At 65.4% G+C, this 24,652-nt stretch carries 17 protein-coding genes and 2 tRNA genes; 4 read left to right on the top strand and 15 right to left on the bottom strand.

The window, feature by feature from the left end; translation table 11 throughout:
* Positions 1-43 precede the first annotated feature (43 nt).
* Genes rsmD through thiL form a run of 4 tightly spaced genes read right to left on the bottom strand, consistent with a single transcriptional unit; the run spans position 44 to position 4,938 of the window.
* Positions 44-667 (bottom strand): 16S rRNA (guanine(966)-N(2))-methyltransferase RsmD, encoded by a 624-nt coding sequence (rsmD, locus tag J2808_RS03685; protein WP_309811725.1) that lies wholly within the window; start codon positions 665-667, stop codon positions 44-46.
* 9 nt (positions 668-676) lie between these two features.
* Positions 677-2,959 carry an ATP-dependent DNA helicase RecG gene (locus J2808_RS03680; protein WP_309811723.1) on the bottom strand — a complete coding sequence of 761 codons (2,283 nt, stop codon included), beginning with the start codon at positions 2,957-2,959 and terminating at the stop codon, positions 677-679.
* Positions 2,949-3,944, bottom strand: a complete 996-nt coding sequence (locus J2808_RS03675; protein WP_309811720.1) for a DAK2 domain-containing protein — start codon at positions 3,942-3,944, stop codon at positions 2,949-2,951. Before J2808_RS03675 ends, J2808_RS03680 begins: the two co-directional genes overlap by 11 nt.
* Before the next feature lie 22 nt (positions 3,945-3,966).
* On the bottom strand, positions 3,967-4,938 hold the full coding sequence (gene thiL / locus J2808_RS03670; protein ID WP_309811877.1) for a thiamine-phosphate kinase: 972 nt from the start codon (positions 4,936-4,938) through the stop codon (positions 3,967-3,969).
* A gap of 180 nt (positions 4,939-5,118) precedes the next feature.
* Here thiL and J2808_RS03665 point away from each other — a divergent pair, with 180 nt between their 5' ends.
* Positions 5,119-5,619: a DUF3515 family protein gene (locus J2808_RS03665; RefSeq protein WP_309811718.1), complete on the top strand. Its 501-nt coding sequence runs from the start codon at positions 5,119-5,121 to the stop codon at positions 5,617-5,619.
* A 152-nt stretch (positions 5,620-5,771) separates the two neighbouring features.
* On the opposite strand, the gene J2808_RS03660 is transcribed toward J2808_RS03665, so the two are convergent.
* From J2808_RS03660 to leuC, 6 genes are all read right to left on the bottom strand, one after another.
* A complete protein-coding gene (locus J2808_RS03660) occupies positions 5,772-6,920 on the bottom strand; it encodes a D-alanine--D-alanine ligase family protein (RefSeq protein WP_309811714.1) in 1,149 nt (382 codons plus the stop codon).
* A gap of 2 nt (positions 6,921-6,922) precedes the next feature.
* Positions 6,923-7,975 carry an NAD(P)H-dependent glycerol-3-phosphate dehydrogenase gene (locus J2808_RS03655; protein WP_309811711.1) on the bottom strand — a complete coding sequence of 351 codons (1,053 nt, stop codon included), beginning with the start codon at positions 7,973-7,975 and terminating at the stop codon, positions 6,923-6,925.
* Positions 7,972-8,739: a lysophospholipid acyltransferase family protein gene (locus J2808_RS03650; RefSeq protein WP_309811708.1), complete on the bottom strand. Its 768-nt coding sequence runs from the start codon at positions 8,737-8,739 to the stop codon at positions 7,972-7,974. Before J2808_RS03650 ends, J2808_RS03655 begins: the two co-directional genes overlap by 4 nt.
* 10 nt (positions 8,740-8,749) lie before the next feature.
* Positions 8,750-10,075 (bottom strand): UDP-N-acetylglucosamine 1-carboxyvinyltransferase, encoded by a 1,326-nt coding sequence (murA, locus tag J2808_RS03645; RefSeq protein ID WP_309811707.1) that lies wholly within the window; start codon positions 10,073-10,075, stop codon positions 8,750-8,752.
* A 227-nt stretch (positions 10,076-10,302) separates the two neighbouring features.
* Positions 10,303-10,905, bottom strand: a complete 603-nt coding sequence (gene leuD, locus J2808_RS03640) for a 3-isopropylmalate dehydratase small subunit (protein WP_309811701.1) — start codon at positions 10,903-10,905, stop codon at positions 10,303-10,305.
* A gap of 9 nt (positions 10,906-10,914) precedes the next feature.
* Positions 10,915-12,369, bottom strand: a complete 1,455-nt coding sequence (gene leuC / locus J2808_RS03635; RefSeq protein ID WP_309811697.1) for a 3-isopropylmalate dehydratase large subunit — start codon at positions 12,367-12,369, stop codon at positions 10,915-10,917.
* Between the two features lie 115 nt (positions 12,370-12,484).
* On the opposite strand from leuC, the gene J2808_RS03630 reads away from it, so the two are divergent.
* Together J2808_RS03630 and J2808_RS03625 are read left to right on the top strand one after the other, a co-directional pair.
* Complete coding sequence (locus J2808_RS03630) at positions 12,485-13,204, top strand: IclR family transcriptional regulator (RefSeq protein WP_190989795.1); 720 nt, start codon at positions 12,485-12,487, stop codon at positions 13,202-13,204.
* A 62-nt stretch (positions 13,205-13,266) separates the two neighbouring features.
* A complete protein-coding gene (locus J2808_RS03625; protein WP_309811693.1) occupies positions 13,267-13,806 on the top strand; it encodes a DUF1697 domain-containing protein in 540 nt (179 codons plus the stop codon).
* 5 nt (positions 13,807-13,811) lie between these two features.
* On the opposite strand, the gene J2808_RS03620 is transcribed toward J2808_RS03625, so the two are convergent.
* The 5 genes from J2808_RS03620 to J2808_RS03600 all read right to left on the bottom strand — a co-directional run bounded on the left by J2808_RS03620 (position 13,812) and on the right by J2808_RS03600 (position 19,708).
* Complete coding sequence (locus tag J2808_RS03620) at positions 13,812-15,440, bottom strand: GTPase (protein ID WP_309811690.1); 1,629 nt, start codon at positions 15,438-15,440, stop codon at positions 13,812-13,814.
* The gene (locus J2808_RS03615; RefSeq protein WP_309811687.1) at positions 15,437-17,152 is read right to left on the bottom strand and encodes a dynamin family protein; all 1,716 of its coding nucleotides are present in this window, start codon (positions 17,150-17,152) and stop codon (positions 15,437-15,439) included. Before J2808_RS03615 ends, J2808_RS03620 begins: the two co-directional genes overlap by 4 nt.
* A 197-nt stretch (positions 17,153-17,349) precedes the next feature.
* Positions 17,350-17,422, bottom strand: a tRNA-Glu gene (locus J2808_RS03610).
* Positions 17,423-17,566: 144 nt separating this feature from the next.
* Positions 17,567-17,638, bottom strand: a tRNA-Gln gene (locus J2808_RS03605).
* A gap of 177 nt (positions 17,639-17,815) precedes the next feature.
* Positions 17,816-19,708, bottom strand: coding sequence for an O-antigen ligase family protein (locus tag J2808_RS03600; RefSeq protein WP_309811684.1), 1,893 nt, complete (start codon positions 19,706-19,708; stop codon positions 17,816-17,818).
* A 201-nt stretch (positions 19,709-19,909) separates the two neighbouring features.
* On the opposite strand from J2808_RS03600, the gene J2808_RS03595 reads away from it, so the two are divergent.
* Entirely contained in the window at positions 19,910-24,595 is a 4,686-nt protein-coding gene (locus J2808_RS03595) for a carboxypeptidase regulatory-like domain-containing protein (protein WP_309811681.1), read from the top strand.
* Positions 24,596-24,652 lie beyond the last annotated feature (57 nt).

Genomic DNA, 24,652 nt, shown 5'->3' with positions numbered 1-24,652 from the left:
GGTGAGTCGCGGACCGCGCCTCGGTCTTCCTACAGCCCGCGTCTCAGGGCTCGCCTGCGGCCTGCCCGTCGATGAAAACGTCCGGGGTGATGGCGTCCGGCACGGAGGGCTCGGCGAACCAGAGCCGGGTTTCGCCGTACTTCTTCTCCGCAAACCGCTCAAGGGCTGCCGGCCAGCCTGGCTCGGGCGAACGCGAGGACCGCTCTACCACCACCAGTGCCGCTGGAGTGAGATGGTCAGCAAGTTTGGCCAGCACCGCGGACACCGCAGCCTCATCCAACGGATAGGGCGGGTCCATGAAAACGAGGTCCCAGCGGACCTCTTCTGATGTGCGCTCCAGGAAGGACTCCACTTTGGAACGGTGGACCGTCACGGACTTGCGTGCCAGCACACCATTGATGAGATCGGCGTTGCGCTGGCACACAGCACTTGCCTTGGCATCGAATTCCACGAGGTCGACGGCGTCGGCGCCCCTGCTGCCGGACTCCACGCCCAGCGCTCCGGAGCCGGCGTAAAGGTCCAGGACGCGGGCACCGGCAATGATCCCGAAGGCGTCCAGCCGGGAAAACAACGCCTCCTTGACACGGTCCGTGGTGGGCCTGGTGAGGGAACCGGGGACGCTGACCAGCGGGGTCCCGCCTGCGGCGCCCGCAATGATGCGGCTCATGCCCGCCTACTATCCGCGTTCAAGGAACGCCTCCTTCTCGGGGTTCAGGTATTCGTCGATGGCCTCAGCCAAACGGGGATGCCGCTCCAGTGACGGATCTTTGCCCACCACGTCCTGGGCGTCCTGCCTGGCTCGGGCAATGATGTCTTCATGTTCCAGCACGCGCAGCAATTTCAGGGTGGAACGGCCGCCGGACTGCGACGCGCCCAGGATGTCGCCCTCGCGCCGCAGCTTGAGGTCCTCCTGGGACAGCTCGAAGCCGTCGGTGGTTGCCGCCACGGCGTCCAGCCTGCGCCGGCTCGGGTGGCCGGGTTCCAGGCTGGTGACCAGCAGGCACGTTCCGGTGAAGCCACCGCGGCCCACCCGCCCACGCAGTTGGTGCAGCTGCGAAATGCCGAAGCGGTCGGCGTCGAGGATCACCATCAGCGTTGCGTTGTGGACGTCGACGCCAACTTCGATGACCGTGGTGGAAACCAGCAGCTTGGTCCGGTTGGCCGTGAAATCCGCCATCGCGGCGGACTTCACCGCAGGGTCCAGCCGGCCGTGCATCGTCCCCAGCGGCACACCGGCAAGGGCCGGCTCCTGCTGGAGCTGTTCGACGACGGCGGTCACTGACGCGAGTTCACGTGCGCCGCCGTCGCCTGCCAGGTCCGCCGCGGAAGGTTCCGCCTCCCCCGGACTGAAATCGCCGTCGTCGTCCGTCCCGATCCTGGGGCACACAACAAACACCTGGTGCCCGGCGTCGATCTCCTCCCGGGAACGGGACCAGATGCGACCGGCCCAGCCCGGGTTTTCGGCGAGGCCCACCACGTGGGTGGAAATCGGCGCCCGGCCTGCGGGCAGCTCGTCCAGGACGGAGGTTTCCAAATCGCCAAAGACCGTCATGGCAACGGTCCGGGGAATCGGCGTGGCCGTCATGACCAGCAGGTGTGGCGGCTTGTTGGCCTTCGACCGGAGAACGTCCCGCTGCTCCACGCCGAACCGGTGCTGTTCGTCCACCACGATCAGGCCGAGGTCATAGAATGCAACGTTGTCGCTGAGCAGCGCGTGGGTGCCGATCACGATCCCGGCCGTGCCGGAGGCGGCATCCAGAAGGGCGCGTTTCCGGGCGGCAGCGGGCATGGAGCCGGTGAGGAGGCTGACCTGGACTGCGCCTTCGGCGAGGCTGCCGAGCAACCCGTCCGGGGAAAGCATGGGATCGCGGGACAGGGCGCCCAGGGTGCGGCGGATGGATTCGAAGTGCTGGGCCGCGAGGACCTCTGTGGGCGCCAGCAGCGCCGCCTGCCCGCCGGCGTCCACCACCTGCAGCATGGCGCGGAGCGCAACGATGGTCTTGCCGGAGCCCACTTCGCCCTGCAGGAGCCGGTTCATGGGGCTGTCCTGCGCAAGTTCGGCAGCAAGTGTTTTTCCCACGGCCGCCTGTCCGGCAGTCAGGGTGAATGGCAGCTGCCGGTCGAAAGCGGTCAGCAGTCCATCGGCGGCAGGGCGGCGGGCAGTAGCTTCCTCCGCTGCGAGCTGGGCACGGCGCCGTGCAAGTGCCGCCTGCAGGACCAGGGCCTCCTGGTAACGGAGACGGTCCTGGGCGCTCTTCCAGTCCGCCGCCGTTTCGGGCCGGTGGATGAGCCGGTAGGCCTCGGCCACCGGCAGGAACTTTTCCCGGCGGGCCACGGCGTCCGGCAGCGGATCAGGCAGCGCCTCCAGATCGACTGTTTGGAGCAGCGTGGCGATCACTTTCTGGATCGACCAGCTAGTGAGCTTGGCCGTGGCCGGGTACACCGGTACGGGCATGGCAGCCAGCTTTTCGGGGTCCATACCGGGCATGTCCGGGTCCTCGTCCAGGAGGTTGAAATCCGGGTTGGTCAGGCCCAGGGACGTTCCGTACCGGCTCACTTTACCGGAGAACATCACGCGCCGGCCGGGCAGGAGTTCAGCCTGTGCCCGAAAGCCGCTGAAGAAGGTGATCTTGAGGGTGCCGTGCCCGCTGCCGGGGCCCACGGAGGCAAGGCGGGGACGGCCATGGGATGCGGCGTCGTCGGTAATGATGACATCAGTGATGGACCCGCGGCGCGTATGCATCTTGCGGGTGCTGGTGGAGAGGACCCGCGCAATGAGGGTGACTTCCTCGTCGACGGGCAGCTCGCCGATGGGCGTCAGCTCCCCCCGGTTCAGGTAACGGCGGGGGAAGTAGTTCAGCAGTCCACCGACGGTGCTGATCTTCAGGTGTTTCTCAATGGCCGAAGCTGACCGTTTTCCGATCAGGCGTTCCAGGCCCAGTTCAAGTTCAGCGCTCATACCCGTTGGAGCCCACTGGATCTGCTTCAGGATCGCGCGGCAAAGCCAGCTCGCTGACAGTAATGTGCGAGGGTTCCCCCAACGAGCGGATAAGCCGGACTGCAGGTTCGGCCTCAGCGACGTGGACATGGACGCGCCAGCGGTAGCTGCCGTCCGGATCCGCGGCGTTGCCCACCTGGCTCATGATGACAGAGTCCCCGATCTCGTCCAGCCGTTGACGGAGGGTGGCTGCGTTCAACGGCGAGAGGCTGATGGTGCACATCACCTCGACGCCGTCGTCGTCGGGCAGGCTGGTGTGGATGTGCGGATCCTGGACGTCATAGCCGTGCAGCCCGTCCAGGAGTTCGCTCTGCAGCTCTACTCCCAGGACCGCCGAGCGGAGGCAGTCGAGGATCAGGAGCATGCCTACTCCTCCCGCATCCACAACGTGTGCTGCCTGGAGGGCGTCCAGCTGGCCTTCGGTGCGGACAACCGCCGCCAGGGCCCCCTCCACCACCGCGTCAAGGGCAAGGCCCAGGGCGTGGTTGCTGTCGTCACCGTTTTTCCCGGCGTCCACTGCGGCGGCGGCGCGGGCTGCCGCTTCCATGACGGACAGCATGGTGCCCGGGACGGGATCGCTCAAGGCGGACCAGGCCCGGATCTGTGCCCGGTTCAGGGCTGCGGCAAGAAGGGCGGACGTGAGCCGGAGATGGCCTGTCAGTGGCTCGGCGGCGGCGCACAGAAAGACGGAAAACAGGGTGCCCGAGTTGCCCCGTGCCTGCTCCATGGCTGCCTGGCCTGCCGCTGCGAGGCAGGCGCCCACATCCGTCTGTCCGGCGTCGGTGTTGCCCGGGGCTGTGCCCTGCAGGGCACGCGCTGCTGCGCGGACAGTGAGGTATAGGTTGGTGCCGGTGTCGCCGTCAGCGACGGGGAAAATGTTGATGGCGTTGATGCGGTCGCTGTGGTTGCCAATGGCCGTTTCAGCCTTATCCAACCACCGCTTCATCGCTTGAGCATTGGCGGCAACCTTAGTCTGCAAAGTGATCCCATCCCGTTGCGCCAGCGACGCGGCCTGCAATTGTGACGCCCGGGTTAATGTCGTTTCCGGGGGCCTGTACTGAGCCTATCGCAGTGAATCCGGCAGGCAGCTGAATGCCGGCAGGGAATGTGGCCAGCAGTCCATGGTCCTCTCCCCCGCCCAGCACCCACTCCATGGGGTCCCTTGCGAGGATGTCCGACGCCGGGCTGAGTCCTTCCGTGTGCCGCTTCAGTTCCAGCGGGTCGAGGTCCAGCACCACGCTGCTGGCGGCGGCCAGGCGGCGGCCGTCACGCACCAGCCCGTCCGAGATATCCATCATGGCGGTGGCGCCGGCGGCTCTGGCAAGGGGGCCGGCGGACAGGGGCGGACGCGGTCGGCACTGCGTTTCCACGAGTGCGCGCTGTGCTGCTGCCAGGGAACGCACGGGGGTATCCGATTCCAAAAGCGCGAGCCCGGCCGCGGCCCGGCCCACCGTTCCTGCCAGGGCCAGGATATCGCCAGCGCGGGCACCGGAGCGCAACACGGCACTTCCGCCGGCCAAGGTTCCCAGCACAGCCACAGACACGGAAATTTCCCTGCCGCGGCCAAGATCGCCGCCAGCCACCGAACAGTCCGTGGCCCCGAGTTCCCTGATAGCCGCGGTCAGTCCGTCCGCGAGGTCCACCACCCAATTGACAGGCGTCCCCGGCGGAAGCGTAAGGCTGACCACCAGTGACGTGGCCTTGCCGCCCATGGCGTTGATGTCGCTGAGATTCTGGGCTGCCGCCTTCCACCCGACATCAAACCCCGTGGTTTGGTAGCCGTTGGCCCACTGGAGCCGGAAGTCCTGGTCCTGCACCTGGGTGTCGATGCTGATCAGCGTCCTGCCGTCCGGGGACGCCACAAGTGCAGCGTCGTCTCCCGGGCCTAGCAGGGTGGCCGCGCCGTGGGGCCCGCCCAGGGCAAGCCGGGGAAAGATCATGGCCAGCAACTCGGACTCAGACAGCGCAGCGACGGTGAGTGTTTCTTCGGTCAGCGGATTTTCAGGCACGCCCCTACGCTACAGCGCGGCACCGACAATGCAGGTCTTGCGCCGCCCGGCAGGGGCTGGATCGCCCGGCCGGCGGCCTGGGGTACCTCGCGGCGGGGCTAGGCTTGAAGAATGCACCATCCCCGTTTGCCCTTGCCTGTCCGTGTGTCCGTGGGCCTGCTGGCCGCCGCCGTGTCCGGCGCTGTTCTGTCCGGCTGCGCACCCGCCGTGGATGTTGCTCCCGCCGCTGATGCTGCCAATCCGGCCTGCGCCCCCATGATGGTTGCCCTTCCGGATGCCATCGGCGATGCGGCGCTGCGGAAGACAAACAGCCAGGCCACGGCGGCCTGGGGGGATCCTTCCAAAGTAATCCTGCGGTGCGGCGTCAACGTGCCAGGCCCCACCACGGACCGCTGCGTGAGCGTCAACGGCATCGACTGGGTCATCAAGGAGGGCAACCCGGTGTGGACGCTGACAACCTTCGGCCGGGAGCCCGCCACGGAAATCCTGCTGGATCCGGAAAAGATCAGTTCCGCGACGGTTCTGGCTGACCTCTCCGCCTCCGCCGCCAAGGTCCCGGCTACGCGGAACTGCGTGGGCCAGGAAGAACTGCAGAACCTGCCCAAGAGCTAATAGGTTCCGACAGGCTCAAACCAGCAGGGGCGTGGGCCCACGCCGGCAGGGTTCCCTGGCCGAAGCGGAGCAAGGTTAGGGTGCCGGTGGATGGGCCCACGCCGGCAGGGTTCCCTGGCCGAAGCGGAGCAAGGTTAGGGTGCCGGTGGGGATCAGCGGAGGCCGGTCTTCCGGTTCAGTGCCAGGTAGATCAGCTCGTCAATAAGGTCCGCGTAGTCCAGGCCGGAGGCAGCCCACATCTGCGGGTACATGCTCTTGGGCGTGAACCCCGGCATGGTGTTGATCTCGTTGATGATCAGTTCGCCGTCTGGAGTGTAGAAGAAATCCACCCGGCTCAGGCCTTCGGCTCCCACCGCGTCGAACGCGGCAGCGGCGAGCTCACGCACCCGGGCAATTGCTTCCTCGGGGATGTCGGCCGGGCAGCTGAGCGATGCGGCATCGTCCTCAACGTATTTCGCGTTGAAGTCGTAGAATTCATGTCCGCCCCCTGCCACGGAGATCTCGCCGGGCATGGAGGTTCGTGGCGCCGAGGTTCCGCGGCCTTCGAGGACCGCGCATTCGATTTCCCGTCCCACGATGCCGGCCTCGATGACCAGTTTCCGGTCGTGGCGCCGGGCTTCCTCGATGGCAGCATCCAGTTCATCCAGTGAATCCACTTTGGAGATGCCCATGGATGATCCGGCCCGCGCAGGCTTGACGAACACCGGGAAGCCGAGCCGGTCCACCTGCTTGCGGACCGCTTCCGCGTCGTTGAGCCACTGACGGTCAGTGACGGCAACATAGGGCCCGACCCGAAGGCCGGCGGCCTCGAAGACAACCTTCATGTAGTGCTTGTCCATGCCTACAGCCGAGGCGAGCACGCCGGCGCCCACATAGCGGGTGTCAGACAGCTCCAGGAGTCCCTGGATGGTGCCGTCCTCACCGAACGGCCCGTGGAGCAGCGGGAACACCACATCAACGGTGCCTAGTTCGCGCGGAACGGCGTCCGGGGAGGCCACTATGAGCTGGTGTTCCCCGCCGATTTCGGCCAACGTCACTGTTTCGGACGACGGCGGAACTTCCGGCAGCGACGCCGCGGACAGCGACCACTGGGTTGTGTCCGCCGCGGCCAGGACCCATTGCCCGGACTTGGCGATGCCGATGGGAATGACGTCGTACTTGTCTTTGTTGATGGCGCCCAGCACACCGGCAGCCGTCACACAGCTCACCGCGTGTTCGCTGGACCGGCCGCCAAAAAGCACCGCCACGCGGGGTTTAGCGTGGGGGGCCGAGTTCGGTGCGGCCAGGTTTTGGTCAGACATTGTCAGTAATCGCCTTCAGGTTTCAGGTCCCGGGACAGCAACAGGGGCCCCAGTTGGTCAACGGAAAGTTTGCCGGCGAGGACGGCTACAACGGCGGCGGTAATGGGCATTTCGACACCCAGCTTCCCCGCGAGTTCATGCACGGCCTGGCCCGATTTTATGCCTTCGGCGGTCTGCGTCATCTTCAGGGCCAGCTCTTCAAGGGTGAGGCCCTCACCCAGCAGCCGGCCGGCAGTGTGGTTTCGGGACAGCGGCGAGGAACAGGTGGCCACCAGATCTCCGAGGCCGGCCAGTCCGGCCATGGTCCGGGCTTCACCGCCGAGGGCAAGGGCCAGCCTGGACGTTTCGGCCAGCCCCCTGGTGATGACGGAGGCCTTGGTATTGTCGCCCATCTGTTTGCCCTCACAGATACCAACGGCCAGCGCGATGACGTTCTTGACGATGCCACCGATCTCGACGCCCACCACGTCCCCGGTGGTGTACGGGCGGAAGTAGGGTGCCGTGCAGCTCCGGGCGATCCAGCCCGCAGTCGCCTCATCGGTACACGCCACCACGGAGGCCGTCGGCTCCTCACGCGCGATCTCCATGGCGAGGTTGGGACCGGAAACCACGGCAATCCGATCATCCGGAATCCCCAGTTCGTCGCCGATGACCTCGCTCATGCGGGCATCCGTACCGAGCTCGAGGCCCTTCATCAGGGACACCACCACGGCGTCCGGTGCGATCAGGGCTTTCCATTCACGCAGCTGGAGGCGCAGTGACTGCGCGGGGACCGCCAGCACCACCAGGTCCGCGCCGGCCAAGACATCCCGCACGTCCACGGACGACGTGATGCTGGCTGGAAGTACGGTGTCCTTCAGATACTGGACGTTGCGGTGGGAGACGTTGATCTGTTCCACTACTTCGCTGCGCCGGCCCCACAGCCGGATGCTTCGCTCGTCGCCGGCAGCGCCGGCGGCATCAGCGAGGATCTTGGCGAACGTGGTTCCCCAGGAACCGGCTCCCAGGACGGCAACGGACCGGGCCGAACCGGGACGGCTTCCGTCAGCGGTCACGTGGCATCCGCCGCGTCATCGGGCCGTTTCCGGTCCACGAAGCGGCCATGCGTGGCCTGGTTGTGTTTGGCGGGATCCCAGCGCTCTGCCGGAGGTTCTTCGCCCCGGATACCGGCCAGCAGATCAGTCACCGCATCCATGATGGCACCAGTGGCAGCCGTCAGGGTGGCTTTGTCCAGCGGTCCGCCCATAAAAGGACTGAGGTCCACGGGTTTGCCCACCACAACGCGCGAGGTCTTGCGCGGGAAAAGGTGGAACCGCTTCGCATAACGCGGGAACACCTCGTGGGCGCCCCAGTGCGCGATGGGCACCACCGGAATTCCCCCCTCGAGAGCCAGGCGGGCGGCACCGGTGTGGCCCTTCATCGGCCACAGGTCAGGATCGCGGGTGAGCGTCCCTTCGGGATAGATGATGATGGCCCCACCGTCGGCAACGATTTCCTGGGCGAGCTGCAGCGACCGGTTCGCTCCCGCCGTCGAGCGTTCCACCGGGATCTGCCGGGTGGCCCGCAGGATCGCTCCCAGGACCGGAACCTTGAAAAGCCCGGCTTTGGCCAGGAAGTGGGGAGCCCGCTTGTTGTTGTACAGCAGGTGGCCCACGATGAGCGGATCAATTTCCGTGCAGTGGTTGGGCGCGGCAATGAAACCGCCGGCGGGGAGGTTTTCCAGGCCCTCCCACTTTTTGTTCATCATGCCGTTGAGCAGGGTGCGCACAATGGCTGCGACCACAACAAATGTGGCCTGGCTCTTGGCCGTTTCCTTCACGTGCCCACCGCTACTTTGTCGAGGAGATGTCGAAATCGGCGCCGAGGCCGGCCAGCTTTTCGGTAAACCGTTCGTACCCGCGGTTGATGATGTCGATCCCGGTCACGCGGGACGTGCCGGTGGCGGCAAGCGCAGCGATCAAGTGGCTGAAGCCCCCACGCAGGTCCGGGACATCGATGTCGGCGCCCTTGAGTTGGGTGGGGCCGGAGATAACGGCTGAGTGGAGGAAATTCCGCTGCCCGAACCGGCATGGCACGCTGCCCAGGCACTCACGGTGTACTTGGATGCTGGCGCCCATCCGGATGAGCGCGTCGGTGAAGCCGAACCGGTTTTCATAAACGGTCTCGTGCACGATCGAGACGCCCTCCGCCTGGGTGAGTGCCACTACCAGGGGTTGCTGCCAGTCGGTCATGAACCCGGGGTGCACATCGGTTTCCAGGACCAGCGGATTGAGTTTGCCACCGCGGTGGTAAAAGCGGACGCCGTCCTCGCCAATGTCCATTCCGCCGCCCACCTTGCGGTAGGTGTTCAGGAACGTCATCATGTCCCGCTGCGAGGCACCCTCAACGAAGATGTCACCGCGGGTGACCAACGCCGCCGAGGCCCACGACGCCGATTCGTTGCGGTCCGAGAGGGCGCGGTGGTTGTAGCCGCCCAGGTCCCGGACGCCTTCGATGCGGATGGTGCGGTCCGTCTGGACGCTGATGATGGCGCCCATCTTCTGCAAGACGGCAATGAGGTCGATGATCTCGGGCTCGGTGGCAGCGCCGGCGAGCTCCGTGATTCCTTCGGCGCGGGTCGCACTGAGCAGCACCTGCTCCGTGGCGCCCACCGAGGGATACGGCAGGGAGATCTTGGCCCCGTGGAGGCCCTTGGGGGCGGAGATATGGATGCCGCCGGGGCGCTTCTCAACGACGGCGCCGAACTGGCGCAGCACGTTCAGGTGGTAGTCGATGGGCCTGTCGCCGATCTTGCAGCCGCCGAGGTCCGGGATGAAGGCCTCGCCGATCGCATGGATGAGCGGTCCGCACAGGAGGATCGGGATCCGTGAATCCCCTGCATGCGCATCGATCGCCGTGCTCGGGGCGGTCTTGGCCCCTTTCGGATCCAAGGTGAGATCACCGGTGACGGGATCCTTGACCACCGTCACGCCGTGCAGCTGCAGCAGGGACGTGACAACCTCCACGTCCTTGATTTCCGGAACGTTCCGCAACACCGACGGTTCGTTGCCCAGCAATGCTGCCACCATCGCCTTCGGAACCAGGTTCTTGGCCCCCCGGACGCTGACGCGGCCTGTAAGCGGGACTCCGCCGCGGATTGTCAGAACACTACTCATATACCGGTTTCCTTACGATTACTCGCCCCCAAATCCTTGCAAAGGCTCCAGCTAAGCATAGGAGGTTGCGTTACCGAACCGAAATACGGAGGCGTCAAAGCCTGCGGCGCGGCGTCCTCACTGCTTGCGGGGCGTGCCCGTCACGACAGCAGCAACCTGGGGTCACTTAAGGCTGCTCCCAGTACTCGGGATGGGCAGTAAATGACCCCGCGTCGCCTTAGCGGGCCTTAGGAAAGCCGGGCCGGAAGCGTTTTGGGTTTGAAGGCAGGCCGGGTGGCCTCGTAAGCCGTAATGTCCTCTTCGTGCTGGAGCGTCAGGCCGATGTCATCGAGCCCTTCCAGCAGCCGCCAGCGGGTGTAATCGTCGATCTCGAACGGCGCCACAATATTGCCGCAGCTGACCGTTTTTGACACCAGGTCAACGGTGACTTCGGTGCCGGGGGCGTTTTCGAGCTCTTTCCAGATCAGTTCGATGTCGTCCTGGGCAAGCTCGGCGGCCAGCAGGCCCTGCTTGCCGGAGTTGCCGCGGAAGATATCCGCAAACCGGGACGACAGAACGGTCTTGAAGCCGTAGTCCTTCAGGGCCCAGACGGCGTGCTCACGGGAGGACCCGGTGCCGAAGTCGGGCCCGGCCACCAGGACTGAGCCGGCGTTGAATGGCGCCTGGTTCAGGATGAAGGCGGGATCCTTTCGCCAGGCCGAGAAGAGCGCGTCTTCAAAGCCCGTGCGCGTGATCCGCTTGAGGTACACGGCGGGGATGATCTGGTCCGTGTCAACGTTGCTCTGGCGCAGCGGCACGCCGATGCCGGTGTGGGTGGTGAACTTTTCCATGGCGGCCTCCTAGGCTGCGTCGGTGCGGATGGCGGCGGATTCGGGGGCCGGATCAAGGTCCGACGGCGAACTCAGCGTGCCGCGGATGGCCGTGGCGGCTGCCACCACCGGCGAAACGAGATGCGTGCGGCCACCCTTGCCCTGCCGGCCTTCGAAGTTACGGTTTGAGGTTGACGCGCAACGCTCCCCCACTTCCAGCTGGTCCGGGTTCATGCCCAGGCACATGGAACAGCCGGCAAAGCGCCACTCGGCGCCAAAGTCCTTGAAGACCTTGTCCAGGCCTTCAGCTTCGGCTTCGAGCCGCACGCGGGCCGAGCCAGGAACCACCAGCATCCGGATGTTGGGGTCCTTCTGGCGCCCGCGGATGATGTCCGCGGCGGCCCGGAGGTCCTCCATGCGCGAATTGGTGCAGGAACCCAGGAAGACGGTGTCCACGCGGATGTCCTTCATGGGCGTACCGGCCGTCAGGCCCATGTACTGGAGGGCGCGCTCGGCGGCAGCCTTGGCGTTCTCGTCGCCGAAGTCCTCCGGTGACGGTACCGATGAAGAGAGCGAGACGCCTTGGCCCGGATTTGTGCCCCAGGTGACGAACGGCTCCAGCGTGTCGGCGTTCAGGTCCACCTCGACGTCGAAGGTGGCGTCGTCGTCGGTACGCAACGTGTTCCAGTACTCGACGGCGGCGTCCCAGTCCGCTCCCTGGGGAGCATGCGGCCGGCCGAACATGTAGTCGTACGTGGTCTGGTCCGGGGCCACCAGGCCGGCACGGGCACCGGCCTCGATGGACATGTTGCAGATGGTCATCCGGGCTTCCATGGACAGCGCGCGGATGGCGGAACCGCGGTATTCCAGGACATAGCCCTGGCCGCCGCCGGTGCCGATCTTGGCAATGACCGCGAGGATGATGTCCTTGGCGGTGACGCCCGGACGCAGCGTGCCTTCAACGTTGATGGCCATGGTCTTGAACGGCTTGAGGGACAGCGTCTGGGTGGCCATGACGTGTTCCACCTCGGAGGTGCCGATGCCCATGGCCAGGGCACCGAACGCACCGTGGGTGGAGGTGTGGGAGTCGCCGCAGACCACGGTCATGCCGGGCTGGGTGAGGCCCAGCTGAGGGCCGACCACGTGCACGATGCCCTGCTCGGCATCGCCGAGGGAGTGCAGGCGGACGCCGAACTCCGCGCAGTTGTTCCGCAGGGTCTGGATCTGGGTGCGGCTGGTGAGGTCGGCAATGGGCTTGTCGATGTCCAGCGTCGGCGTGTTGTGATCCTCGGTGGCGATGGTGAGGTCAGGGCGGCGCAGCTTACGGCCGGCAAGGCGCAGGCCTTCAAAAGCCTGCGGGGAGGTTACCTCGTGGACGAGGTGGAGATCGATGAAGAGCAGATCGGGCTGGGCGTTGGCTCCCTCACCGTCGCCTTTGCGCACCACGTGTGCGTCCCAGACTTTCTCGGCCAGTGTTTGTGCCACGACCATCTCCCTTCACTGCTGTTTTTTGGCTGTAAGCTCCACTGAACCAGCAGGGCTGTGCAATGTGCCACTCAAAAGATTTGCATCTCAGATAATGAGACGGCAATATCATTACATGGACAATTCTAGTGGAGTCGGTGTCATTGATAAAGCGGCCCATGTGCTTGACGCACTCGAGGCCGGGCCCACCACTCTGGCACAGCTGGTGGCCGCCACAGGACTGGCCCGGCCCACGGTCCACCGGCTTGCCCTTGCCCTGATCCACCACCGCCTGGTCAGCCGGGACATCCAGGGCAGGTTCGTCCTGGGCAGCCGCCTCGTGGAGCTGGCCTCCGCCGCCGGCGAGGACCGGCTCATCGCTTCCGCCGGCCCCATCCTGATGCAACTGCGCGACGCAACCGGTGAAAGCTCCCAGATCTTCCGCCGCCAGGGCGAATGGCGTGTCTGCGTGGCTTCCGCCGAACGCCCCATCGGCCTGCGCGACACCATTCCCGTAGGCACCCAGCTGTCCATGAAGGCCGGCTCCGCCGCCCAGGTGCTGCTGGCTTGGGAAGACCACGACCGGCTCCTTGAGGGACTGCAGGCAGCCCGGTTCACGCCCACCGTTCTGGCAGGCGTACGACGCCGGGGCTGGGGACAGAGCCTCGGCGAACGCGAGCCCGGGGTTGCGTCAGTCTCGGCCCCCGTCCGGGGACCGTCCGGCCGCGTGATCGCCGCAGTCTCGATCTCCGGGCCGATCGAACGCCTGACCCGCCAGCCGGGCCGCCTCCACGCCGAGGTGGTCTGCAACGCCGGGCGGCTCCTGACCGAGGCGCTGCGCAAGACCAACGACTGACACACCGCAAGCTTCAGCACCGGCAGGCATCACGGCCGGCCCGCCATGGCTAAGCTGTCCGCATGAACAGCTATGCAGTCTTTCTCCGCGGCATCAACGTGGGCGGGATCAACATAAAAATGGCGGAGCTCAGGGACGCCCTCGCGTCTGCCGGGTTCGAGGGCGTTAAGACCCTCCTTGCGAGCGGCAACGTTGTGCTTGCCAGCGAGGCGAACCCGGCGGCGGTCAAGCAGAAGTTTGAAAGATGCCTGCGGGATACTTTCGGGTACGACGCCTGGGTGGTTGTGCTGACCGCACAACGGGTGGCCGAGCTGGTGGACTCGTGCCCCTATCCAGAGGACGACAAGGCCACCCACACATACATCACACTGTCCTCAGACACCGCCAGGCTCGATGAACTGGACGCGGCCGGGGCGGCGCTGGACGGAGCGGAACAGCTGCGGCTTGGCCCGGAGGCCCTGGCCTGGCTGGCTCCTGCGGGTGGAACCCTCGACAGCCCGTTCAGCAAGATCTCGGCCAAGACGAAGTTCAAAGCGAGCACCACCACCCGGAACCTCCGGACGCTGATTAAAGTCCGGGACGCCGCAGCCGCCTTGGCATAGGCGCCTTACCCTCCGCCTGCGGTCTTCAGTGCGGCCTTCAGTGCGGCATTGAAGGAACTCAGCCGGCTCACTTCAACTTCCACCGGCTCCACAACCAGATCCCTGGCCACGCCACCCACGGCGGCGCCGAGGCGTCTCCGCGCCTTGGCGGCCCGTGCCCTCGCGGCCCCCGCGCCGATGAATTTTCCTGTGATCGCCAGGAAAATCCCCAGCACCCCGCCGCCGGCGATCATCAAAGTGGGGACGGGCCAGCCTTCCATGCGCGGCACCTCCGGGACCGGCAGCTGGAGGTAGGCGAGCCCTGCGAGCACGCCAAGCCAGCCCAGTCCGCCCACTGCGGTGGCCAGCGCCAGCCATTGGACCACGTTGAATATCCCCCACCACCACGACTTCCGGGAGGTCATCAGGTCTGTCCCGGCGATGGCTTGGTCCAGGGCGTCAGGCAGTGCGTCGCGGCCTTCACGGGCTGCGCCGCGGATGGCCGCCCGCCACGGTCCCGGGGCGCCCTCGCTGGCAGCGTCCGCGAATTCCCGGACGGCCGCATCCGTCCGGGCGCGTTCCGGGGCACCGGCGGGCGGAAGCGAGGTGCGGTTGAGTTGGGATGGAGAGGAACTTTTCAGGTTGAGCCGGCGCAGCGGATCCGATTTGAAGCGCAGCAGCCACCGGGTGGCCGGCCAGCCGGTGCGGCGCGTCGATTCCAGCCGGTAGGACGTGGCGACGGCGTCCACCACCAAGGGAACATTGGCTGCCGTAGCCAGTTCATCGGTGAGCCGCGATGTTGACGCGGGCCTGACGCCAGCTGCTTCTCCAACGCCTGAGACGTCGCTGAGCTGTTGTGAGGCCCGGGAAACGTCCGCAGCGAGCCGTTGTGAGAGAGCCTGCCGCCGCGTTGCGACGCCCCTGATGGCGCTCCGGACCGCGTCCACGCCCGTACCCTTCAGCGCAGACGCGCCCAGGACCTGCACCTTGCCCAGTCCATCGCGGGCCAGGATCCCCCTAAGGGACTCAAGCACCGGCTCCACGTCCCGTTCTGGCAGCCGGTCTATCTGGTTCAGTACCACCAGGGTCACGGCCCCATGTGCGGCCATGGGCTTGAGGAAGTCGTTGTGCACGGCGGCGTCAGCGTATTTCTGCGGATCCAGCACCCAGACCAGGACGTCCACGAGGCCCACCATGCGCTCCACAATCGCGCGGTTGGCCGCCCGGGTGGAGTCGAAGTCCGGCAGGTCCAGCAGGATCAGGCCCGTGCCCTCGTCCGCGAAACCGGCAACGGGAACGGCATGATGCCGGTTGCGAACCTCAAGCCAGTCCAGCAACGGCTCGCTGCCGTCCGCACCCCAAACGCCCGCCAAAGGCTCCGATGTGGTGGGCCGCCGGGCCGCCGCCGTCGCAATTTCTGCGCCGCTGACCGCATTGAAAAGTGACGACTTCCCGCTGCCGGTGGCACCGAAGAAGCCCACCACGGTGTGATCGGCGGACAGGGAGCGCCGGGAGCCCGCCCGTTCGAGGAGCTGGAACACGTCCTCCAGGGCAGCATCGGGAAGGACGCCCTCTGCCAGTTCACGGGCGTCGTTGAGGGCCGCCAGCCTGCGGTCCAGCTGCGACGCTTCACGGGCGGCGCCGTGGCGGCTCACGTGCGGTCCGCCAGCCGGGCGAGGGCGGCGGCGCGGTCAGCCAGGACGCGGGAGGCATCGGCGGCGCCGGCCGGGAGGCGCTCGAGGAACTTCTGCTGCTCCGCCTGCAGCAGTCGCTGGCAGCGCGTATGGAGGTCGTCCCGGGCCCTCTGGGCGAGCCTGCGGACGGCGTCCTCACCAAATACTGCTTCGAGCAGTTTCTGGCCAACGACGGCCGTGCCGCCTGCCACGCCGATCTCCAGGCCTGTGAGGCCCGCAGTCATGGAAAAAACCACGATCATCAGCGCGGCGCCCAGCCCGTTGATGCCGAAGGAGAGCCATCTGGCCTGGGTGCGTTTGCCCTGCCCCTCGGTGCGGATCAGCTCCATCAGGCCGGCCTGCCAGGCCCTGATCTCGGCAGCCGCCACGTCAGCGAATCCGGGGCTGGTTCCGGACAAGTCATCGGTGCCCAGCAGGTGCCGGCCGGCGGGATCCGAGCGCCACCGCTGGTCCGTCTCTTCACCGGCGTTTGCGGCCTCATCAACGATGACGGCTTGCAGGCCCGTTTCGATGGCCACCTCCACCCGGACGGCGGGTGTTGGCTCACCGCGGAAGAATGCGCCCACCCGGTCCCGAAACCGCCCGATGTTCTGCTCCAGGGTCCTGAAGAACTCCCCCGTACCCACGAAGTCCTGCCATCGCGCCAGGACTTCGCCGCGAAGAAGTGCGCCGTCTTTGGTGGCGTCCAGAATCCGGGCGACGCCAGCGCGGTAGGCCGCCTCGGCGTCGGATCTTAGCGAGTCCGCAACGCGCTCCTGCTCCTGGACAGCTTCCGCCACAGCGCCCACCCGGCCGGCCAAGGCCTTGACGGTCCCATTGAGCGTCCTGCGGGCTATTTCAGCACGTCCCGCGGCATCAGCTGCCAGGTCGCGCAGCCAATCGCGCAGCGGCTCCACGGAGTACGGCGGCAGCATGCCCAGACTGTCCAGATCCGTCTCAGGCACGATGAACAGCCCGGCAGCCCCGAGGCCCTCTTTCTGCAGCAACGCTCGGAGATCGGCGCTGACTTCGGCTTCAGCGTCCGCCGGAACGCGGTCCAGCACGACGGCCACCATGATGTCCCTTGAGGACGCGTCGAGGAGGAGCTTCCAGGGCACCGCGTCTGCGTAGCGGTTGGCTGTGGTGACGAAGACCCAGAGGTCCGCGGCGGCCAGCAACTGTCCAGCGAGCCTGCGGTTGTCGTCAGAGATGGAATCCACGTCGGGGGCGTCCAGCAGTGCGATGCCCTGCGGGACTGCTTGATCCGCCACGAGGACGAGTGAGGAAATGGCTTCTGCGTCCGGTGTTGCACCGGCCCGGCTGGCCGGGACGGGCTCCGCGGAAACAGTGCCTCGGATCCGGCTCAGCGTGGGAAGCACGCGCTGGCCCTCGAACCAGTCGGCATCGGCCGGATGGTGAAGAAGGATAGGTTGCCGGGTGGTGGGCCTGATGGCTCCGGAGCGGGTGACGGGGTGCCCTACCAGGGCGTTGACCAGTGTTGACTTGCCGGCGCCTGTGGACCCCCCGACGACGGCGAGCAGCGGGGCGTCCAGGCTGCGGTACCGCGGCAGGATGTAGTCGTCGAGTTGGGCTACGGCGTTCCGGACCTCCGTCCGGGCCTGCCCGGCGCCGGGCAGGGCAAGCGGCAGTGACACGGCAGAAAGTTCTCCCCGGACCACCTCCAGCAGGTCCACGGCAGCCTGCGACTGGTCTGCGGGGCGGGCAGACTGGCTGCCTGGTGCGCGGGGTGGCCGCGGCGGAGGTGGTGATGTAAAACCGTCAGATGAGGTCACAGCATCATCATGCCAGTTCAGCCCGGGATGCGGTCCGGCTATTCTGCGGCTGCACAAACAAAAACGGCCCCGGGCTAATGCCCGGGACCGTCCTATTGTGACCCCAGCGGGATTCGAACCCGCGTTACCGCCGTGAGAGGGCAGCGTACTAGGCCGCTATACGATGGGGCCGCGTACTTCCAGGAAGCTCACACTTCCAACCGGGTTTTAGCCGGTGTGCTAAGTGAGTATTTCATACACTCAGCGAGTGTTTCAAATCGGCGGACCGGCTTGAAACCCCTGATTTCCAACACATTTTCAGTGCCTGAACCAGAGCTGGGATACCAGGACTCGAACCTAGAATGACGGTACCAGAAACCGTAGTGTTGCCAATTACACCATATCCCAATGATACTTTTGGGCCGGAGTTTCAGGCCTCAACCTGTGCTCCGTGCGCCTCAGCACGAGAAATTACTCTACCCGAGACTTTTCGTTGGCACAAATCGGCCGCCAAGACGCTCGTTGAGCTGCCGTGCGGAGCACAGGTTGCGTGGCCAGGTTTTCGAGCAACCGCAGGGGCGGCGCCTAGCCGGCAGCGAGTTCGCGGGCCCGCAGGAGGGCCTGCCGGGAATTCTCCCCGTCCCCCAGCCGCTCGTAGATTCCGGCCAGGAGAAGCCACGGCGTGTCCGAGGATGGTTCCAATGACGCGGCGACGTGCAGATCGGCGATGCCTTCGCCTGCATTGCCGAGACCAAAGTTCGCCACCCCGCGATGGACATAGACACCGGCCGAAAAGGGCGCCAGCTTAGCAAGCCCGTCCAGACGGGTTTTGGCTTCCGACAGGCTCCCGCTGTAGATGCAGCCAATGGCGGCCGCAATACCGGCTTCCAGCGAATGGGGGGTCGCTTCCAGTGCCTGGTCACCCCATTTCACGGCCGCAAGTGCAGCCTCCGTGTTTCCGCCTGTGGCCGGGCCCGCGAAGGCTTGCGCCGCCAGGAGGCTGACGTCACTGTCCCAGGGGCGGAGGCGGAGGGCCGTTTGGAACGAGGCCTCTGCGCCGGCAATGTCGCCCAGGCGGGCAGCACGGGCACCGTTCGCCATGGGCCACTCGGCTGCGGCGGCCGGCACAACCACGGCGAGCGCTGCTACTGCCAGCACCAACGCCGCTGCACGCCGCCTCGCCGCCCAGGCAACCGGCGGCACCCCGGACTGTGCCCTTCGCTGCAGTTCCACCCCCACGAGTCCGCCACAAATAAAGGCCACCAATGCGGTGGTCCCCGGGGACGTGAAATGTGTCAGGACCGCGAGAGCATATGCAGTCACCGCCGCCAGCGCGACGATCAGCTGCCGGCGCTGCGGCACCTCGTGGCAATCCCGGATCTTCGCCAGCGCCGATTTGAAGAACAGGCAGGCAAACACTGCAGCGATAAGGAGCAGCGGCACTCCTCCAGCGGCGAGAAGCTGAAGTGGCAGGTTGTGGGGCGAATCCGTAGGAAAGCCATCGCCTGTTCGTTCAGACCATAATCTGTCCAGGTAGCCCGGCAAGACATCGACAAAGCCGCTGGGGCCTGCCCCGAACCATAAACGTTCCTGGACCAGAGCCCAGGTCCGCTCCCACAGCATCCATCGGCCATCAACGGTCTCTGCTGAGAAGAGCCGTGTCCGGGTAGCCGGAATCAGCACAGCTGCACCTGTAAATGCCGCGAGGGCCGCAACAGCGGTGGCAGCACCGAGTGACCAGCGCGCCCTGCCCGGCCGGTTCTTCAGCCACAGGACCGAGGCGACAACAACAACCATCGCAGCTCCCATCAGCGCAGCCCGCGAACCGGAAAGGACCACCACCGCCAGGGCAGCAAGGAATCCGGCGCGCGCGATCCACCGCTGAAGCGGACCGGGTTCCCTTGGGAAGGCCGAGATGACACCAGCGATCACCAATCCGATGAGTCCTTGTTCCGTCGCGTTGCCGAGCGTGGCTCCCGGGCGGGCGTCCTCCACGCCACCCAAGGGGCGGAGGCCGGCGGCCTCCAGGCCGCTGATGACTACCAGGACCATCGCCACGATTGCGAGGGACAGGCGCAGACGGCCCCACGCTTCGCCGGCACCGTCTCCACCAAGAAGCCTTGCTCCTGCCGCAAACAGCGCGATGTAGACGCCAATTGTGAGGATCCCCTCATACCTGGGCCACCGGCCTGCGATGCTTGCCAGCGGCGCCGCGGACAACAGCATGGTCACCGCGATCCAGGCAGCCCCCGCTCCAACGGTCAAAGTCACCCCTCTGGGCAGGCGCGCGGCACCGGGCGAAAGGGCCGCACAAACCAGCGCCGCCAGCAGGATCAACAGTTTGACCCATACAAACCGGAACAGCCCTCCGGGCTGGAATGCCAACACGGAAGCGGCAACCAGGGCGATGGACGCGGCCGGCAACCCTGCTGCCCACCGGGTGCGCCGCCCGGCAGCCCCGCGTGAATTTGTCCCCAAGTGAGCCCCAATCCTGAAATTCAATAATTCACACCATATTTGGCACAGCACTATCAATTAGGGCTTCCCAATCTTGAGCCAAAATTGCGGATTACCTTCGTTTCAAACGCTACCGGATAGTTAGACTGAGGCGTTATTTGACAACTGAATGCTGGCACGGCGCATGCGCTGCTGGAGGCACTTTTATTTGGGGGGATAGAAATGCTCGAACAGAGCATACGTTTCCGCGCGCGGTTTTTGACTGCGCTTGCGGTACTTTCGGGTTTACTTTTCTTCGGGTTTACGCCGGCTAATGCCGCTGACCTGAACAATGCATCGATCAGCGGCACGGTCACCGTGCCTGCCGGCGTTGCGCGGGGCAATCTGAGCATCATTGCGCAGTCCCCCGAAGGCCATCACAGCTGGGGACAACTCAACGATGACGGAACATTCGTCGTCACCGATCTTCCGGCCGGCAGTTACAAGGTGCGAGTCGAAGGCTATGCCAGCGGCGCCCTGGAACAGTGGTACGGCGGCACATCATTCGAGACCGCCACGGAAGTCATTGTTACGGCCGGCCAGAGTGCTACCGGCATCGATATCGTCTTGGTCAAAGGGGCGTCGATTGCCGGAAAAATCAGCTTCCCGCCCGGAGTGGACATAACGTACGTCAACGTCTACGCCCAAGAGGATGAACAGTCCAATTACCAATACGGTCAGATCAATCCTGATGGCACATATAAGATCGTGGGACTTCCGGCCGGTGCCCACAGAGTCCACTTCTCCGGTTCGAATTCCGGGGCAATGGACCAATGGTATGGCAACGCCGGGTCGTTCCAGGCCGCGACCCCGCTAACGCTTGCTGCGGGCCAGGACCTTCCGGGCATCGACGTCACGCTCGTCAAGGGTGCGTCCATCAGCGGCCGCGTGACAGCGCCGCCCGGCGTTGACCTTTCGAACATCAACGTGTCCATCCGCGGTGCGGAAAGCATGTCTTTCACCGGATATGGCTATGCCAACGAAACCGGCGATTACTCGGTTAAAGGCCTGCCAGCCGGAAGCTACAAAGTGCAGTTTTCCTCGTTTAATTCCGGGCTTCTGGACACATGGTACGAAGACGCTGAGTCCTTTGAGAGCGCTACGGTACTGACAATGTCCGCCGGCCAGGATGTGGAAGCAATCAACGCTGAGCTTAATAATGGCGCGTCAATCAGCGGCAAGCTCACCGCTCCCGCCGGAGTTGACCTGGCCTCGGTTTACGCCGCCGCCCACTCGGCCGACAGGGCAAGCTCGCGTTTTGGGCAGGTGGACGCCGACGGCAACTACAGCATTCCGGGACTCACCACGGGAACCTACAGAATCGAATTCGGCTCAAATAACAGTGGCGCCCTGGACCGGTGGTACACGAACGGTACGTCCTTCGAAACCGCCACCGAGGTGCAGGTCGCTGCCGGCCAGGCCCTCGGCGGGATAAATGCCACTTTGGTCAAGTCCGCATCCATCAGCGGAGTGGTCACCGTCCCAGCAGGTGTGGACAGAAACTGGGTAAGCGTCGCTGTCAGGCCGGTGGGCGGCTCTGGCCTCACCGTCAAGTACTCCGGCATCGCGCCCGACGGCTCGTATAAAGTCACTGGCTTCCCGGCGGGAAATTACACCGTCATGTTTAACGCCTTTGGGTCGGGTGCCTTGAACCAGTGGTATCCCGCCGCTATGTCGCAGGATGCCGCCGCCACTGTGAGCCTTTCGGACGGCCAGGACCTCTCCGGAGTGGATGCCACGCTGGTGAAGGGATCGTCAGTCGCCGGCAAGATCACTGCCCCTGCCGGCACCGATATGACAGCGCTGGCGGTCCAAATCAGGCGTACTGACGTTCCACGGGCGTATGGGACGTCAACATCCATAAACGTCGACGGAACCTACAAATTTCTTGGACTCTCCGCTGGCGCATACAGCGTTGAATTCTTCGGCAATGGAACCGGGCTTCTCACCCAGCAGGGGACGGACGGCAAAGCCATCGTCCTCGCGGCAGGGCAGGACATGACCGGCGTCAACACCACCATGGCGACAGGGGCTGCCGTCAGTGGCAAGCTCACCGTTTCCACCGGCGTGGACGTCACCTCACTCAGGGTTAACGCCTACCTGGAGGACGGCAGGACCTACGCCTCGCAGGGCACCGTCGCTCCGGATGGGACATACAAGGTTGGTGGCCTGGCCGCCGGCAAATATAAGATCCAGTTCGAGGGCAACGGGTCCGGTGCCCTCGATGAGTGGTTCGACAATGCAGCCGATGCTGCTGCGGCCACAACCATCGTCCTCACAACGGCACAGGAGCGGACCGGAGTCAACGCCACCCTGGCCGAGGGTGGAACCATCAGCGGTAAGGTCGTCGCCGCAGCCGGTGTCAACCTGTCCACCGGCCACACCTACGCGACGATTTTTAAGGCCGACAATGGCACCTCGGCCGTAGCCTATCCAGGCGTTGCCCCGGACGGCAGCTTTAGCCAGCGGGGCCTCCCCGCTGGAAACTACAAGGTCCTTTTTTCGTCCTTCAACACTGGAGCGGTATCCCGCTGGTACGGAGGAAGTGAAACCTTTGCTGCGGCCGCAACGATTGCCGTGGCCGCCGGCCAAAAGCTGACCATAGCGGATACGACGCTGGTAAAGGGTGCCATTATCACCGGGAAGATCACAGCACCAGCGGGAACTGACTTTTCCGCCGCCCGCGTCTTCGCCTACATGACGGGGTCAACCCCCAACGGACAGTTCAACAGCCCCGTCAACTCCAACGGCGAGTACAGCATTACAGGACTCCCCGCCGGAAACTTCAAGGTGAAGTTCGACGGCGGTGGAAGCGGCGCGGCCCAAACCTGGTACGGCGGCTCCAGCGAGTCGAGCGCAACATCCCTGACGCTTGCCACGAGCCAGACCCGGTCCTCGATCGATATGACAACCGTTGCCGGCGCAACGCTCACCGGCAAAGTCAGCGGCGCTGCGCCGAACTTCTATCCCGTCGACATCCTTGATTCAGCCGGCAACACTGTCATGAACAGGTATACAAACAGCGACGGAACTTACAGCGTCCAGGGCCTGGCCGCAGGATCCTACAAGGTGGCCTTTAACCGTTCCAGCGGCTACACCACCGAGGAAGCCCAGTTCTACAACAACAAACCGGAGTCGGCAGGCGTTGCCCAGGCCCAGTCCATTGTTGTTAGCTCCGGGCAGTCTGTTCCCAACGTCAATGCCACGCTGGTACAGGGCGGGTCCATTACTGGTACCGCAACGGATCAGGCCGGCAAGCCCATAGCAGGCGCGGGAATCCAGGCCTACACCTCGAACGGATCGCTGGTAGCCCGAACGGGCGTCACGGACGCCGCGGGCAAATACTCAATCCCAGGCCTCAGCACGGGTCAATACCTGGTGAAGCTGTGGGGAAGCACTCCCCTGCCCGGCGATCTCTACTCCGGCAACTCCACCTCCGAAGCAGCAGCCACTCCCGTCGCCGTCACCGCGGGCAAGTCCACCGCGCTCAACCTTGAGTACGCAACGGCGTCGCTCACCACGGCGGTGCCCACTATTACAGGCACCGCGAAGGTCGGCTCGGTCCTGACAGCGGTTTCAGGCACCTGGGGACCGTCTCCAGTGACTCTGGTCTACCAGTGGAAGGCCAGCGGCATCGCTATTACCGGCGCCACAGCCAGCACATACAAGCCGGTTGCGGCCGATACCGGCAAGACCATCACGGTGTCGGTGACCGGCACCAAGACCGGCTACACCAGTGCGGTGAAAACATCGGCTGCAACGGGCACGGTGATGTCCCTCAACCCGGTACTTACCGCACCGGCGCCCACCATCACGGGCACCGCCAAGGTCGGCTCCCTGCTGACGGCAGTTCCGGGCACCTGGGGACCCAGTCCGGTCACTCTGGCCTACCAGTGGAAGGCCAGCGGCATCGCCATTACCGGCGCCACAGCCAGCACTTACAAGCCGGTTGCGGCCGATACCGGCAAGACCATCACGGTCACGGTGACGGGAACCAAGGCTGGCTACACCACCGCGGCAAAAACCTCGGTGGCAACAGCAGCGGTGGCCCGCGGAACCCTGACCGCACCGGCGCCCACCATTACGGGCACCGCCAAGGTCGGCTCGCTGCTGACGGCAGTTCCGGGCACCTGGGGACCGTCACCGGTGACACTGACCTACCAATGGAAGGCCAGCGGCATCGCCATCACCGGCGCCACAGCCAGCACCTACAGGCCGGCCGCCGCCAACGTCGGCAAAACCATCACCGTCACCGTGACCGGAACCAAAACCGGCTACACCACCGCGGCAAAAACCTCGGTGGCAACAGCAGCAGTGGCCCGCGGAACCCTGACCGCACCGGCGCCCACCATCACGGGCACCGCCAAGGTCGGCCAGCTGCTGACAGCAGTTCCGGGCACCTGGGGACCCAGCCCGGTGACCTTGGCCTACCAGTGGAAGGCCAACGGCATCGCCATCACCGGCGCCACAGCCCGCACTTACAAGCTGGTTGCGGCCAACACCGGCAAGACCATCACGGTCACGGTGACCGGATCCAAGGCCGGCTACACCACTACCGCGAAAACCTCGGTGGCAACGCGGACGGTCATGGCCCTCAACCCGGTACTCACCGCACCGGTGCCCACCGTCGCCGGGACGGCCAAGGTCGGCTCGCTGCTGACGGCGGCTCCCGGCACATGGGGACCGTCACCGGTGGCCCTGGCCTACCAGTGGAAGGCCAACGGCATCGCCATCACCGGCGCCACAGCCCGCACTTACACCCTGGCAACGGCCAACATCGGTAAGACCATCACGGTCACGGTGACCGGAACCAAGGCCGGCTACACCACCGCGGCAAAAACCTCGTTGGCAACCGCCGCGGTCAAGTAGGCCGCAACCGCCAGGAACGGCTCACACGGAAAGGAGTCCGTCAGCAAACGCTGACGG

The sequence above is a fragment of the Pseudarthrobacter sulfonivorans genome, from assembly GCF_031454915.1.
Classification (GTDB): domain Bacteria; phylum Actinomycetota; class Actinomycetes; order Actinomycetales; family Micrococcaceae; genus Arthrobacter; species Arthrobacter sulfonivorans_C.
Note: the sequence above shows the minus strand (reverse complement) of the source record. Positions and strands in the feature narration are given on the sequence as shown.

What these genes read in the sequence shown, in the direction of transcription:
- rsmD (WP_309811725.1), bottom strand. Translation starts at nt 667, where the DNA reads ATGAGCCGCATCATTGCGGGCGCCGCAGGCGGGACCCCGCTGGTCAGC.
- J2808_RS03680 (WP_309811723.1), bottom strand. Translation starts at nt 2,959, where the DNA reads ATGAGCGCTGAACTTGAACTGGGCCTGGAACGCCTGATCGGAAAACGG.
- J2808_RS03675 (WP_309811720.1), bottom strand. Translation starts at nt 3,944, where the DNA reads ATGAAGCGGTGGTTGGATAAGGCTGAAACGGCCATTGGCAACCACAGC.
- thiL (WP_309811877.1), bottom strand. Translation starts at nt 4,938, where the DNA reads ATGATCTTTCCCCGGCTTGCCCTGGGCGGGCCCCACGGCGCGGCCACC.
- J2808_RS03665 (WP_309811718.1), top strand. Translation starts at nt 5,119, where the DNA reads ATGCACCATCCCCGTTTGCCCTTGCCTGTCCGTGTGTCCGTGGGCCTG.
- J2808_RS03660 (WP_309811714.1), bottom strand. Translation starts at nt 6,920, where the DNA reads ATGTCTGACCAAAACCTGGCCGCACCGAACTCGGCCCCCCACGCTAAA.
- murA (WP_309811707.1), bottom strand. Translation starts at nt 10,075, where the DNA reads ATGAGTAGTGTTCTGACAATCCGCGGCGGAGTCCCGCTTACAGGCCGC.
- leuD (WP_309811701.1), bottom strand. Translation starts at nt 10,905, where the DNA reads ATGGAAAAGTTCACCACCCACACCGGCATCGGCGTGCCGCTGCGCCAG.
- J2808_RS03630 (WP_190989795.1), top strand. Translation starts at nt 12,485, where the DNA reads ATGGACAATTCTAGTGGAGTCGGTGTCATTGATAAAGCGGCCCATGTG.
- J2808_RS03625 (WP_309811693.1), top strand. Translation starts at nt 13,267, where the DNA reads ATGAACAGCTATGCAGTCTTTCTCCGCGGCATCAACGTGGGCGGGATC.
- J2808_RS03595 (WP_309811681.1), top strand. Translation starts at nt 19,910, where the DNA reads ATGCTCGAACAGAGCATACGTTTCCGCGCGCGGTTTTTGACTGCGCTT.